This is a genomic window from Allobosea sp. TBD101 (assembly GCF_059817965.1).
The window spans coordinates 4779515-4792854 of sequence record NZ_CM187543.1; the positions used below are offsets into that span (position 1 = coordinate 4779515).

The window sequence follows — 13340 nt, forward strand, 5'->3', positions numbered from 1 at the left end:
ATGCACCATCCCAACGAAAAGCCCCGCCGGTTGGGCCGGCGGGGCTTGTGGCAGAGCAAGGCTCGCGCTGGAACGGATCAGGCCGCGTCGGCGCGGTCGGCGTTCATGACCTTGGCCCAGGCCGCGACGAAGTCGTCGACGAATTTCCGGGCGTTGTCGTCCTGGGCATAGACCTCGGCATAGGCGCGCAGCACCGAATTCGAGCCGAAGACGAGGTCGACGCGGGTCGCGGTCCACTTCACCGCGCCGGTCTTGCGGTCGCGGATCTCGTAGAGGCCGTTCGCGGTCGGCACCCAGCTGTAGTGCATGTCGGTGAGGTTGACGAAGAAGTCGCTGGTCAGCGCGCCGACCCGGTCGGTGAACACGCCATGCTTCGTGCCGCCATGGTTGGTGCCGAGCACGCGCATGCCGCCGAGCAGCACCGTCATCTCCGCCGCCGTCAGGCCGAGCAGCTGGGCGCGGTCGAGCAGCATCTCCTCGCCGGTGACGACATAGGCTTCCTTCTGCCAGTTGCGGAAACCGTCGGCGAGCGGCTCCAGCACCGCGAAGGAAGCCGCATCGGTCTGCGCGTCGGTGGCATCGCCACGGCCCGGCGCGAAGGGCACCGTCACATCGAATCCGGCAGCCTTGGCAGCTTGCTCGACGCCGACATTGCCGGCGAGCACGATGACGTCGGCGACGCTCGCGCCGCTCGCAGCCGCGATCGGCTCCAGCGCAGCCAGAACCCGCGACAGTCGCGCCGGCTCGTTGCCGGCCCAGTCCTTCTGGGGCGCCAGGCGGATGCGGGCGCCATTGGCGCCGCCGCGCTTGTCGGAGCCGCGGAAGGTGCGGGCGCTATCCCAGGCGGTCGAGACCAGATCAGCGGTCGACAGGCCGCTCGCGGCGATCTTCGCCTTCACGGCGGCGACATCGTAACCGACGCGGCCGGCCGGGACCGGGTCCTGCCAGATCAGCTCCTCGGACGGGACGTCCGGGCCGAGATAACGCGACCTCGGGCCAAGGTCGCGATGGGTCAGCTTGAACCAGGCGCGGGCGAAGGCATCCGAGAACGCGTCGAAATCGTTGAGGAAGCGCTCCGAGATCGCGCGATAAGCCGGATCGACCTTCAGGGCCATGTCGGCATCGGTCATCATCGGGTTGTGGCGGATCGAGGCGTCCTCCACGTCAGCCGGCCTGTCCGCGTCGGCGATCGAGACCGGCTCGTACTGCCAGGCGCCGGCCGGCGACTTGCGCAGCTCCCAGTCATGGCGGAACAGCATCTCGAAGAAGCCGTTGTCCCAGCGCGTCGGATGGGTGGTCCAGGCACCCTCGATGCCGCTGACGACCTGATCGCGGCCGATGCCACGGCCCTTCCGGTTCATCCAGCCGAGGCCCTGATCCTCGATGGCGCCGCCTTCCGGCGCCGGGCTGAGATTGGCTGCGTCGCCGTTGCCATGGCCCTTGCCGATGGTGTGGCCGCCGGCGGTGAGCGCGACGGTTTCCTCATCGTCCATCGCCATGCGCGCGAAGGTCTCGCGCATCATCGCGGCGGTCTTGAGCGGATCCGGCTTGCCGTTGACGCCTTCCGGATTGACGTAGATCAGGCCCATCTGGACGGCCGCCAGCGGGTTCGCCAGCGTCTTGGCGTCGGCAACGTTGCCATAGCGATTGTCGCTCGGCGCCAGCCACTCCTTCTCCTCGCCCCAGTAGATATCCTTCTCGGGGTGCCAGATGTCCTCGCGGCCGAAGGCGAAGCCGAAGGTCTTCAGGCCCGCGACCTCATAGGCGATCGTCCCGGCGAGCGCGATCAGGTCGGCCCAGCTGACGCGGTTGCCGTATTTCTTCTTGATCGGCCAGAGCAGGCGGCGCGGCTTGTCGGTATTGGCATTGTCCGGCCAGGAGTTCAGCGGGGCGAAGCGCTGGTTGCCGGTGCCCGCACCGCCGCGGCCGTCGGAGATGCGATAGGTGCCGGCGGCATGCCAGGTCATGCGGGCCATGGTGCCGACATAGCTGCCCCAGTCGGCCGGCCACCAGTCCTGGCTGTCGGTCATCAGCGCGCGGAGGTCGTTCTTCAGCGCCGCGACGTCGAGCTTCTTCAGCTCCTCGCGATAGTTGAAGTCCTTACCGAGCGGATTGGTCTTGCCGTCGTGCTGGTGGAGAATGTCGAGGTTCAGGGCATTGGGCCACCAGCCGGTGACGGTGTCCCCGGACTGGGTCGCCCCGCCATGCATGACCGGGCATTTGCCGGCCGTCTTCACGTCGTTGCCGTCCATGATATCCCCCTTCGGAGCCTGCTGAATCGGGTCTTTCCGGAAGGCGCCTGACGCCTCGCGCCGGAAGGCGGCGCGTCCCGCACCCGCTCGAAGCCAATGCCGCGCCGTTCCATTCGAATGGTTCTAGGGAAAAGCCATCATAATGAGAACTTGAATTTTCAAATCACTACGATAATTTTTTCAAATGATATCGATCAAACACCTCCGCTACTTCGCGGCCCTGGCCCAGCACCGCCATTTCGGCCGGGCCGCGGATGCCTGCGCCATCAGCCAGCCGGCCCTGTCGCTGCAGATCAAGGATCTGGAGGATCTGCTCGGCGCGCAGCTGGTCGAGCGCGACCGCCGACAGATCCGGCTGACCAGCCTCGGCGAAGCCTTCGCCGGACGAGCCCAGCATATCCTGCGCTCGGTGGACGAACTGGCGGATCTGGCGCGGGCTTCGAGCCCGTCATTGGGGGGAAGGCTGCGCATCGGCATGATCCCGACGGTCGCGCCCTATCTCCTGCCGGCGGTGATCCGGCGCCTGACGGAGCGCTTTCCGGCGGTCGACCTGCGCCCGCGCGAGGCGGTGACCGGCAAGCTGACGGAAGACCTCATCACCGGCGGCCTCGATGTCGCGGTGATGGCCCTGCCCGTCTCCGAACCCTCCTTGCAGGATCACCCGCTGTTCGACGAGGAGTTCGTCCTGGTGCGCGCCCTGGCCGACCGGCACAAGCCGCCGCCCAGCGTGGAGAAGCTGCGCGCGATGCGCCTGCTCCTGCTGGAAGAAGGACACTGCTTCCGCGATCAGGCGCTGGCCTTCTGCAACATGACGTCAGGCCTGTCGCAGGACCCGATGGAGGGCAGTTCGCTCGCCACCCTGGTGCGCATGGTCGGCGCGGGCATGGGCGTGACGCTGGTCCCGGAAATGGCGGTCGCGGCGGAAACCTCGGCCGTTGAGGTCAGCATCGCCCGACTGGCGGAGCCGCGACCGCGGCGCCGCATCGGCCTGGTCTGGCGCAAGACGAACCCGCTGGCCGAGCATTTCGTGCAGGTCGGCGAGATCGTCCGCCAGGAACACGATGTCCTGCGCCGCCATGGCGGCACGGCGCGGCTTCCCGGTACAGGCCTGCGGGGCGGATCAGACCGCCCCGACGACCTGACACGTCACCCATAGGAGCAGGCCGAGCCAGCCGATCTGTATCGCGCCCAGGAACAGCGCGAGCATCAAAGTCGTGCTGCGCTCGCCCTTGGTGGTGCCGACGGCCGTTGAATCCATTGCGATTATGACCTGCTCCATCACCGATGGGGCAGGTCTAGCGCGCAGATGACGCTACGGAAACAAGATGGTGAACTTATCGTAAATGCGACAGAGGCGGCGGCTCGCGCCACACGCCTCTGAAAGGCATCTCGACAATGAAAAGCGGCCCGATATCGGGCCGCTGATCGATAGCGAATGACAGTGGCAGCCGCTCACCAGCCGCGATGACGGCGGTAATAGCCCGGAGGCGGGCCGTATCCGCGGCGCGGGCCGTAACCATAGCCATAGCCCGGCCCATAGCCGGGGCGAGGACCATAGCCGTAGCCGCGGCCATAGCCGCCCCCCCGCCCATGGCGCTGCTGCCGCATCGTCTCGCGCATGATCATGTGGCGCCGTTCGGCGGCCGCCGACCATGTGTATTCCGCGGCCTGCTTGTCCAGCCGCTGAGCGGTCGAGGCCGGCAGTTCCTCCGAGGCCATCGCCGGCGCCGCCAGCGACAGGCCGGCACCCAGAGCAGCGAGCATGAGGAATTTACGCATATATTTCTCCTTGAGCTGACCGCATTAAACGCGCCAGCACACCAACGGTTCATGAACCGCATTGTTGGCTTATGTTCATCAAGCCCAGCGTTCATCAAGGCCTGACCGCCGGATGCCCTGCGGGGCTCGACGTGTTGCAAGGTCGCTTTGAACCCGGGACTGGGGCGGGGGCGTGGCATGCTCGGCCGCGCGAGCATCTGCTTGATCTCTCACGAGATCCACCCGGCCTGCGGCACCGCCGCAACGACGGTCAAGCCAGACCGTGTCCGCAGGAACCGGAAATGCATGGCTGACGACGCAGTCTCGACGGAACCGGTCTGTGCCGATTTCCCTGCCCACTGGGAAAATGCAGGGAAATGGCCGAAACTGCGCGGCTATGCGGACCAATACCGAGATATTCGCGCCGGTTGTTCAAAGCAACGCCCCTCGACGGGTTGTCGCCACCGCGAACCAGCCAGCAGCAAACTCGGCGGCGCATAGGAGCTTCCAAAGGCGCCGGATGGCGTTCTGGCGATCTCACTGCAGTGATGCATCGCGGAAACCGTCGCCCTAAGAATCCGGCCGAACCTGAAAGTAATGATTGTTGCCGTTCATCCGACGCGGTTCTCCGGAGAGGGTTTGCTCCACCTCTTGCTTGAACTCCCCCCAGCAAACGTACTCGCGACCGCAGCCGCTGCACTTGACAAGGGCCGAGTCGATCAGCTCGGCAGGAAGAATGACCGAGATGCTACCACAATTATCGCACGCGAAATTCGACAGGGTTGTCACACCTAGCATGTGCGTCTCCCAGCATGTCCCGAGGCAACCTCAGCGCCCATTGCGACCAAGTCCGTAGTCGAGCCGATCCCAAGAAAAAATTCTTGATGGTTGGCAAGAACACGGATGACCGGTTCGATCGTGAACCGGCCGACCTTTCGAGGCCGGGGCCATGGCTGACCCGGGAGGGGGAAGTTGGGGCGGCGTCTCCGAAATAGCCGCCCGCCTCCAAGAACCGCGCGTTCGCCTCTGAGGCCCCGGCGCCTATCTCTCCCGGAATGCTCGCGCAATCTGGTCCGAAAGCGGCTTGGCGAAATAGGACAGAACCGTTCTCTGCTGCGTACGCACGAAAACCTCGACAGGCATGCCCGGCCCGACCTTTGCCCCCTGGAGCCGTTCGAGCTCGCCGTCCAGGATGGCGACGCGAAGCGTGTAGAAATCTTGCCCCGTTCGCTGATCGACGGTGAGATCGGGAGATACGCGGGACACTTCGCCCTCGATCTCAGGCGTGGTCCGCTGATTGAGGGCCGAGAAACGCAGCCCAGCGCGCTGCCCGGAGTACACCTGCTCGATATCCTGAGGCCGCACCCTCGCCTGTACCGTCAGGCGATCAGAGGCAGGCACGATCAGCATCAAGGTTTCGCCCGGAGAGGCGACGCCGCCAATCGTGTGAACCGCCATCTGGTGCACGGTGCCGGATTGGGGAGCCCGGATATCCACACGCTTGAGCTGGTCCTCCGCTGTGACTTTCCGTTCAACCAGCTCGGAAATCTTGCCACGAAGATCGGCGAGCGTCTTGCCGACTTCGGTGCGAAGATCCTCATCGATCTGAAGGATCTGCAGCTCGGTCTCGGTGATCTTGCCTTTGGCTTGAGCCACCGATGAGACCAAGGTGCCTTTCTCGCCGGTGATACGTGCAGCATCCCGCTCCAGCGCGTTCAATCGGGTGATCGAAACGAGCTTCTTGCTGTGAAGGTCACGCACACCCTCGAGTTCCTGCGCGATGAGGGCGGCTTCGCGATCCTTCGCGACGATCTGCTCCGAAAAGGCCCGGATCTGATCCCGCATCTGGCCGATGCGCTCGAGGTGCTGGGACTTCAAGCCCGACCGCGCTGCCCCTCGCAGCTCGAAGAGCTTGCGCTCTCCGCTCAGGAGCGCTGCGACATCGGACGAGCTTTCCGCTGCTGTCGACAGCTCGCGGGGAAAGACAATTTCCGTAGCTCCGTCGCGCTCGGATTCGAGGCGAGCTTGCTGCGCGAGGGCTTCGTTGAGAGCCTTGCGCACGACGGCGAGGTTGGCCTGCGTCACGGTTTCGTCGAGGCGGACGATGATGTCGCCTGCCGTGACGCGGTCACCGTCCCGGACGCGCAACTCGCTGATGACCCCGCCGGTGGGGTGCTGCACCTTCTTCACTTCCGACTCGACAACGAGCGAACCATGCGCAACGACCGCGCCTGAAAACTCGGTTGTCGCAGCCCATCCGCCCACGCCGATCAGCAGGGTTCCAAGGCTGATTCCGACTGCAAGAACATGGCGTTGGATCGAAAGCCGGGTGGGGTGAGAGACGTCGTCCAAATTTCTAAGCTCCATTAGATTCGGCTCGCGGCGCGATCGAAAACGCCAGCGGATTTCGGCACCGCCTTCAGGCTGGTGGACAACACCTCGTCCTTGGGACCGAAGGCCTGGGCGCGTCCTTCCGCCATCACGAGCACCTGATCCACAGCTGTCAGGGCGCTCGGCCGGTGGGCGATCACCACCACGACGCCGCCCCTTCGGCGAACGTGGAAGATCGCGTCGGTCAGGGCCTGCTCGCCTTCGGCATCAAGGTTCGAATTCGGCTCGTCGAGCACAACCAGGAAGGGGTTCCCGTAGAGGGCTCGCGCAAGGGCGATGCGTTGCCGCTGCCCCGCCGAAAGAGCCGTTCCGCGCTCGCCGATCTGGGTCTGGTAGCCTTCCGGCAGGCGCTGGATGAGCTCATGGACGCCCGCCGCCTTGGCGGCTTCAATGATGCGTTCGGCCGTCGCGTCGCTGCGGAAACGGGCGATATTGGCGGCGACGGTGCCTGAAAAGAGCTCGACCTCCTGAGGGAGATAGCCGACATGATGCCCAAGCTCCTCCGGCCGCCAATGACGCAGAGAAGAGCCATCCATGCGGACTGTGCCGGTCATGGGCTGCCAGACGCCGACGAGCATACGGGCCAGCGAGGACTTCCCGGACGCGCTATGCCCGATGACGCCGAGCCCCTGCCCCGCCCGAAGCGCGAAGCTGACATTGGACGCCGTCAGGCGCTGCCCCCCCGGCGGAGAGACGGACGCAGCCTCGACGGTGATCAGCTCCGTCGGAGCGGGCAACGAGAGCACGGGCGTCGGAGCCGACTGGGCTTCGAACATCTCCGTCAGCCGGCCCCACCCTTGGCGCGCCCTGACAAATCCTTTCCAGTTGCCGATGGCGAGATCGACGGGAGCGAGCGCGCGAGCGGTCAGGATCGAGCTCGCGACGATGACGCCAGCCGACGCTTCCTGCTGAATGACGAGGTAGGCGCCGACGCCGAGCACGATCGACTGCAACAGCATGCGCAGCACGCGGGACGTGGAGGAAAAGCCCCCTGCAACTTCGGCAGCGCGCTGGTGTTGACGCCGATGCTCGTCGCTGACCACCTTCCAGAGCGCGCCCATCTCGCCGCCCATGCCCATCGCATGCACCGCCTCGGCGTTGCGCCGCCCGACTTCTGCGATGGAAATCCGGTGGGCGGCAGCCCCACTCGCCGCCGTCGACGGCTTTTTGGTGAGCCGCTCGGTCAGTATGGTCAGCGCGACCAGAACGATGGTGCCGATGAGAGCCGTAGCGCCAATCCAGAAGTGGAATAGAAAGCACAGGCCCAGGTAAAGCGGAATCCAGGGGAGATCGAACAGCGCTCCCGGCCCGCTGCCTGACAGGAAGGAGCGCACCTGGTCGAGGTCGCGCATCGGCTGCAGGCCCTCGCCAGCGCTCTTGGCCTGGAGCGGCCCCGAGAGGATCGCCCGGAAGACCCTGCCATTCAGCCCTTCGTCAAGAGCGCTGCCGATCCGCAACAGAAGGCGACCGCGCAGGATGTCAAAGAGCGCGTAGAACAGGTACAGCATGACGATCAGCAGGGTGAGGCCCACGAGCGTCGGGACACTGCGGCTCGGCAGGACCCGGTCGTAGATCTCCAGCATGTAAAGCGAGCTGGCGAGCGTCAGCAGGTTCAGGGCCCCACTCAAGACCGCGATCGCCACAAGTGCCCCGCGCCATTGGGAGATCGCTGCGGTGAGCGGCGACCGCGCGAGCGCCTGCCCTTGTCTGATGCCGAAAGCAGCCATGATCTCTCGCCCTGCGGGCACACGCGTCGTGCCCTGGGCGGAATGCGAAAGGCTGGCAAGGCGCCCGAAAAGCGCACGTCCGCATGCCCTCAGCGCGCCGCCGCTGTGAACGAGAAGAGTTGAAGCGGCATGCTGGAGATTGCGGGCCGGGAGGAGATGAAGCAATGGAACCTCGTCGGTTCAAGGGAAAAGGTGCGCCGCTCAAGACCGGCGACTCCACCGAAACAGATTCTTGGCGGTGGCACCCCGCACCAGCCATTCAGGCACTTGGACGCCCCGGATCGAGGCTGCGCGTCGCCCGGGGCGTTTTCGCTATCCCGAGCCCAGAGACCACGGGAGGCTGTTTTTTTACCGGCTCGCGCGAGCGCGAGCCGGAATAATCGTGATGGTCGATCCCGTCAGAGAATAAAATGATCTCGGCTGAGATTGATCACCTGGTTGAGCTCGATCTGGAAATCAGCCTTCCCATCCCCATCCACATCGCCCTGGACGATGGTGTGGTTGTCGCTATGGAAGTAGGACACCGAGTTTGCCTCGACCGCGCTCGTCTTGCCGGCGAACTGGAAGACTTGATCTCCCCTGACAGCCGTGTTGGCATCGATCAGGCTGAGGTCGATCTTGTCCGCGCCGCGCTCGAACCACTGGATCATGTCCCGGTTTCCGGCTCCCGGAAGGCTCTCCGATACCGACCGGAAAATGAACGTGTCGCGCCCGGCGCCTCCCGACATCGTATCGGCCCCCAGGCCCCCGATCAGCTTGTCTGCTCCGCTGCCGCCGAGAAGCGTATCGTTTCCTGCACCACCGTCGATGACGTCCGCACCCATGTTCCCGTGGAACCAGTCATTTCCGCTCGTGCCGACCCACTTGTCGGCATTGTCGGTTCCGGAAACCTTGACTCCCTCGGCAGGCTTGTCCGGCTGGGTTACGGGGGTGTCCGGGTTGGTTACAGGGGTGTCGGGCTGGGTTCCCGTACCGGGATTATCGGGCAGGGGCTTGGAACCCGTCGCCATGCCGCTCTCGAAGCTCCCGAGGTCCGGAGCCTTCCCGGCATAGGAGAGCCCGACATCCTTGCCCTTGTCGACCAGCGAGCTGCCGGATGAGAGGTGAAGGAAGTCCGTCGTGGGAAGCGAGCCGTCGGCAGCACGCGCGCCGCGCGCACCCGCATCGTTGAGGGAGACGAAGTCGCTGCTCGTCGGGGTGCCATAGTTCCAGGAGTTGTTCGACGCGGTTCCGGCGCCTGAGACCGCAACCCTGCCGCTACCCGCCGAGACGTTGTTGACGAAGCTGTTGTGGGTGGCTCCAAAATCGTAGGCGTAGTTATACGACCCGTTGTTGTAGGCCGAATTATTGTAGAGAACGCTGTCGATGTTGGCTGCGTTCTGGTCGAAGCCGTTCGTCAGATTGCCCCAGGCGACATTGTTGATCACGGTGTGGCCGCCGGATTCGCCGCCGCTCCCCGCCCGCTGGCCACCAAGCTTGAAGCCGTTGCCATCGCCCTCAGGCTTGCCCGAGGCGTCGTAGCCGTTGTGAAATGCCCAGTTTCCGTCGATGAGCACACCGGCGCCCTTCGTGCCATTCTGGATATTGTAGAAATCGAAGCCGTCGTCGGAGTTGTTCCAGGCGCGGTTGCCGCGCAGGACGTTGCCGGCGCCGCTCACGCTGATCTGGAAACCGTCGGCGTTGTCGCCGCTCAGGTCACGATTGTCGTGCGAGTCGATGTTCTGGAGGAGATTGTTCGAGGCCGGCCCGAAGAGCGAGACGCCCTTGCCTTCCCATTGGGAAAGCCGGCCGCTATCGTGCACGTCGAGCCGCTCGATGATGTTGTAGTGGGACTCGTCACGGATCACGATGCCGCCCATCGGCCCGCCGCGAATCTCCAGTCCGGAAATGTGGTTCCAGGAAATGCTCGACCCATCGAGCACCCAGCCGCCGGCGCCTGAGCTGCCATAATACTCGCTCGACGTCATCTGCGACCCGTCCAGGATCGGCTTCTCGCCCGGGTAGTTCGTGACCGTGATCGGCCGGCCGCTTTCCCCGTCGTTCGTCAGCTGGATGCCTTCTTTCAGGTTATAGACGCCACCCCGCAGATAGATGGTGTCGCCCGGCTTTGCCATATCGTGGGCATACTGCAGGGAGGCAAAAGGCCGGTCGAGAGTGCCGGCCTGGCTATCGGAGCCCGTGGGTGAAACGTAGAAGATAGTCATAGCGCCCTTTCTCAACAGGGGAACATCCGGCGCCGCGCCGTTTCGACGTGCCTCCGGCCCCTGATCAGTAAAAAGCTCGCCGCCCCGCAGATGCAGGGCCAGTGAGCCGCGTTATGGGATTGACTCCCGCTTAAGCGGACGAGGAGGCATCGGGTGATGAACGCTGCCCGACACCGAACATCAGCAAACTCACAAGCCATGCTTGCTGATTGTTGAATGCTGACGAGTGAGCATGCGCCACGACGTCAAGCATCCCTCGCATGGCGAAAAAGCAGCCGCTAGTCGCGACTACGATTCCATTTATTGGGTAGCCATCGGCATGGTATGCCCTGGATGGTTTCCAGGGAGCGGAGTTATGGCTGCCTCGATTTCCCGGCAGCCGAATCAAACATAGGGCATGAAGGCGCAGCCGTCTTGGCCTTGCCCGCCATATCCGTTGAGTTTCCAGCCAAGTGCGATACGGACCGTGCGCTGCCTCGCCATTCACCTGCCGGTGCCGCGCCTCAACTCCCGGCGAAACGCCGTCGGCGTCTTGCCTGTCCATCGCTTGAAGGCCCGCACGGAAGCGCTCGGCTCACGGTATCCAAGCAGCCATGTCACCTGCGAAACCGTCGACGTTCCGTCCCGGAGATATTGCACCGCGAGTTGGTAGCGCAACTCGTCGAGGACCTCACTGAAGCTGATGCCCAAATCAGCCAGCCGACGGGTCAAGGTGCGGGCGCTCGTGCCGAGGTCTCGCGCGATTGCCTCGATCTTTGGCGTCCCATGTCGTAGCCGCGGCATGATCGCATTCTCGACCCGGGTGCGCAGGGAGCTCGCCTCCCCGGCAGAATATGGAAACGCCTTCTGATGCAGCCCTGCCAGGAGCTCCCTCAGGAAGTGATCGCGGGTCGTCAGAGGCAGTTCTTTCGTGTCCCGAGCGAAGGCCAGAAGGTCCAGCTCCGCGCCAAAGTCGATCTGAAGTCCAAAGTAGCGTTCCATCTCAGCGACCCGGCCCGGGCGTGAGTGAATCATCGACGCCGAGATCGGTACGAGTTCGCGGCCAGTGAACAAGCGGCATTGTCGCAACGTGGTTGTCAGCCAGAATTCGGCTTGGTGGCGATCGAGGTGCCGTTCAACCCCGGCATAGCTAAGCTCAAGGGATGCCCCTTCCCCGCTGCCTTCGCGGATCTTCAAGGCCTCGTTCACGGACACCCCATACAGCTCCTGGTACGTCAGAGCCTCCGCGAGGGTTTCGGCCGAGGCCATGATGTAGTGAACGAAGCCAAGCGCCCGCAGATCAAAGCTCTGCGCGAGGTGAAAGCCGAGGAGATCATCGCCCAGGTCGTCAGCCGCCATGTTGAGGAACGCGATTTGCCGACGCACGGGGACGCGCTCGTCGGGATTGCCCAACAGCGAAGGAGATAGCCCGGCCTCGATCATCCGCGGCTCGGGATCGATGCCCTGAGCGGAAAGCTGAGCCGCGGCCAACCTGGTGAGCACCCCGACCGTGGTCGGTGCCTGCTCACGCCCGCGCTCTGTCGACGATCCGGGCAGCGGAAACATGGCTTTCTCGATACAGGCGAATGAGGAGCAGACGAGTCCAGATTGCAGGCCAGGCCTAACTTTGACGGACAGATGCGTATCGGCACGGCTTCGTTCGAAGGCTCACTCCGGCAACGCCCGTAGCGCGCCTTGACTGCCTCCAGCTCCGCTGCGTGCGGCCGAAGCTATCCTTCCGCGCTCAGCGCTGCGTCAAAGCGCGTTAACAGTCGTCGCCGACGATTCCTGGACGATTACGCACCGGCTGATCGTCGGTGATCGCCAACAGAGCCGCCACGTCCGCACAGAGGTCGTCTGCCGTCCGAGCCGGGCTGAAGCTTCCAGCCCTTCCGCCGTCCCGGCCAGCCACCCGATGGCAGACATCTGGTTGTGCGGATCTCCGACCCGAGATTGAGTTAAATAGAACGCCCCCGTGGAGCACTTGACCGGTATCAAGTCGCGTGGGGCTCGGCGATGAAGCGTTCGTCAAACAGAATGACGCATCGGAATCCCTGCCGCCTCCGGTCCACGCGGCGGAATTTTCCCCCGGTCGCGATTTCGCGCCAAGCGGGAGGCGGGTTCTGGTTCTCGTCCGGATATTATCGCGCCGAACAATGGCTGGCTGTCGACGACACAGGTTTCATCACTTCGCTGTCGCGAGTTTCGCTTCGCCGGACTTCAGTTCGGCACGAGGACCAGGGAATAAGGCGCCGGTCCGACCACTCAGACGATATCCGATCAGCCCCAGCCATTCCCTTGCGGCGAGATCCAGACGCTCAAGGCCCTGACCGACGACGGTGAGCGGCTGCCAAAGATCCCGAGCTCCATTTGTCTGAAAGTCGACGGGATAAGGGATCACGTGGAAACCTGCCTGCTCGAAGCTGCCCATCGCTCGCGGCATATGCCAAGCGGACGTCACCAGCAGCCAACGCTCGCCTGGGCCAGGCCGCACGAGATTCCGGGTCTCGCGAGCATTCTCCCAGGTGTTATGGGACCGAGTCTCGATGGTGAGACGGCTTCCCGGCAGTCCGAGAGTCTTCAGGTACTCGGTTGCCGTCCATGCTTCCGGCGGCAACCTCGATCCGATCCTGGAATTGCCACCGGAGTAGACCAGCCGCGCACCCGGATAACGCCGGGCGAGATCCATAAAGGCGAAAAGGCGCTCCGCAGCGCCGTTGACCGTGAACTGGCGTCGCGCCGCGGTCCGCGTCAACTCGAGCGCGCCCGATAGCACGATAATGCCGGTGATGGGGCGGCCGTCGTCGACGAAAGCAGGGAATCGTTGCTCCAGTGGAAAGATCGCCCAGTTGCCGACGGGCAGGAGGCCAGCCACCAGGATCCCGCAAATGCCGCCCCCCGCAAGCGCCAGCCCCATCCGTCGCCAAGGAGTCGCCACCAAGACGATCAGGCCCAGAAGCCCCATCACTGGCATTACGTTCGAGGGTGCGAGCAGCCCGCCTATCTGGGACATGACATGAAACATGCGT

9 protein-coding genes are annotated in these 13340 nt (G+C 64.3%); 1 reads left to right on the top strand and 8 read right to left on the bottom strand.

Annotated features, from left to right (window positions below):
• Positions 1–77 precede the first annotated feature (77 nt).
• A complete protein-coding gene (katG, locus tag AC6RIC_RS23250; protein WP_499734104.1) occupies positions 78–2252 on the bottom strand; it encodes a catalase/peroxidase HPI in 2175 nt (724 codons plus the stop codon).
• Positions 2253–2436: 184 nt separating this feature from the next.
• Here katG and AC6RIC_RS23255 point away from each other — a divergent pair, with 184 nt between their 5' ends.
• Positions 2437–3408 (top strand): hydrogen peroxide-inducible genes activator, encoded by a 972-nt coding sequence (locus tag AC6RIC_RS23255; protein ID WP_499734105.1) that lies wholly within the window; start codon positions 2437–2439, stop codon positions 3406–3408.
• Here the strand turns inward: AC6RIC_RS23255 and AC6RIC_RS23260 are convergent.
• From AC6RIC_RS23260 to AC6RIC_RS23290, 7 genes are all read right to left on the bottom strand, one after another.
• Complete coding sequence (locus AC6RIC_RS23260; RefSeq protein ID WP_499734106.1) at positions 3373–3510, bottom strand: hypothetical protein; 138 nt, start codon at positions 3508–3510, stop codon at positions 3373–3375. The genes AC6RIC_RS23255 and AC6RIC_RS23260 overlap by 36 nt on opposite strands.
• Positions 3511–3704: 194 nt before the next feature.
• Complete coding sequence (locus AC6RIC_RS23265) at positions 3705–4031, bottom strand: hypothetical protein (protein ID WP_499734107.1); 327 nt, start codon at positions 4029–4031, stop codon at positions 3705–3707.
• Positions 4032–5051: 1020 nt separating this feature from the next.
• On the bottom strand, positions 5052–6377 hold the full coding sequence (locus tag AC6RIC_RS23270) for an HlyD family type I secretion periplasmic adaptor subunit (protein ID WP_499734108.1): 1326 nt from the start codon (positions 6375–6377) through the stop codon (positions 5052–5054).
• Complete coding sequence (locus tag AC6RIC_RS23275) at positions 6377–8128, bottom strand: type I secretion system permease/ATPase (RefSeq protein ID WP_499734109.1); 1752 nt, start codon at positions 8126–8128, stop codon at positions 6377–6379. Before AC6RIC_RS23275 ends, AC6RIC_RS23270 begins: the two co-directional genes overlap by 1 nt.
• 398 nt (positions 8129–8526) lie before the next feature.
• Positions 8527–10332, bottom strand: a complete 1806-nt coding sequence (locus AC6RIC_RS23280) for a right-handed parallel beta-helix repeat-containing protein (protein ID WP_499734110.1) — start codon at positions 10330–10332, stop codon at positions 8527–8529.
• A gap of 483 nt (positions 10333–10815) precedes the next feature.
• Positions 10816–11877, bottom strand: a complete 1062-nt coding sequence (locus tag AC6RIC_RS23285; protein ID WP_499734111.1) for an AraC family transcriptional regulator — start codon at positions 11875–11877, stop codon at positions 10816–10818.
• 619 nt (positions 11878–12496) lie between these two features.
• Complete coding sequence (locus tag AC6RIC_RS23290) at positions 12497–13336, bottom strand: YdcF family protein (RefSeq protein ID WP_499734112.1); 840 nt, start codon at positions 13334–13336, stop codon at positions 12497–12499.
• Between the last annotated feature and the right edge of the window lie 4 nt (positions 13337–13340).

What these genes read in the sequence shown, in the direction of transcription:
- katG (WP_499734104.1), bottom strand. Translation starts at nt 2,252, where the DNA reads ATGGACGGCAACGACGTGAAGACGGCCGGCAAATGCCCGGTCATGCAT.
- AC6RIC_RS23255 (WP_499734105.1), top strand. Translation starts at nt 2,437, where the DNA reads ATGATATCGATCAAACACCTCCGCTACTTCGCGGCCCTGGCCCAGCAC.
- AC6RIC_RS23260 (WP_499734106.1), bottom strand. Translation starts at nt 3,510, where the DNA reads ATGGATTCAACGGCCGTCGGCACCACCAAGGGCGAGCGCAGCACGACT.
- AC6RIC_RS23265 (WP_499734107.1), bottom strand. Translation starts at nt 4,031, where the DNA reads ATGCGTAAATTCCTCATGCTCGCTGCTCTGGGTGCCGGCCTGTCGCTG.
- AC6RIC_RS23270 (WP_499734108.1), bottom strand. Translation starts at nt 6,377, where the DNA reads ATGGAGCTTAGAAATTTGGACGACGTCTCTCACCCCACCCGGCTTTCG.
- AC6RIC_RS23275 (WP_499734109.1), bottom strand. Translation starts at nt 8,128, where the DNA reads ATGGCTGCTTTCGGCATCAGACAAGGGCAGGCGCTCGCGCGGTCGCCG.
- AC6RIC_RS23280 (WP_499734110.1), bottom strand. Translation starts at nt 10,332, where the DNA reads ATGACTATCTTCTACGTTTCACCCACGGGCTCCGATAGCCAGGCCGGC.
- AC6RIC_RS23285 (WP_499734111.1), bottom strand. Translation starts at nt 11,877, where the DNA reads ATGTTTCCGCTGCCCGGATCGTCGACAGAGCGCGGGCGTGAGCAGGCA.
- AC6RIC_RS23290 (WP_499734112.1), bottom strand. Translation starts at nt 13,336, where the DNA reads ATGTTTCATGTCATGTCCCAGATAGGCGGGCTGCTCGCACCCTCGAAC.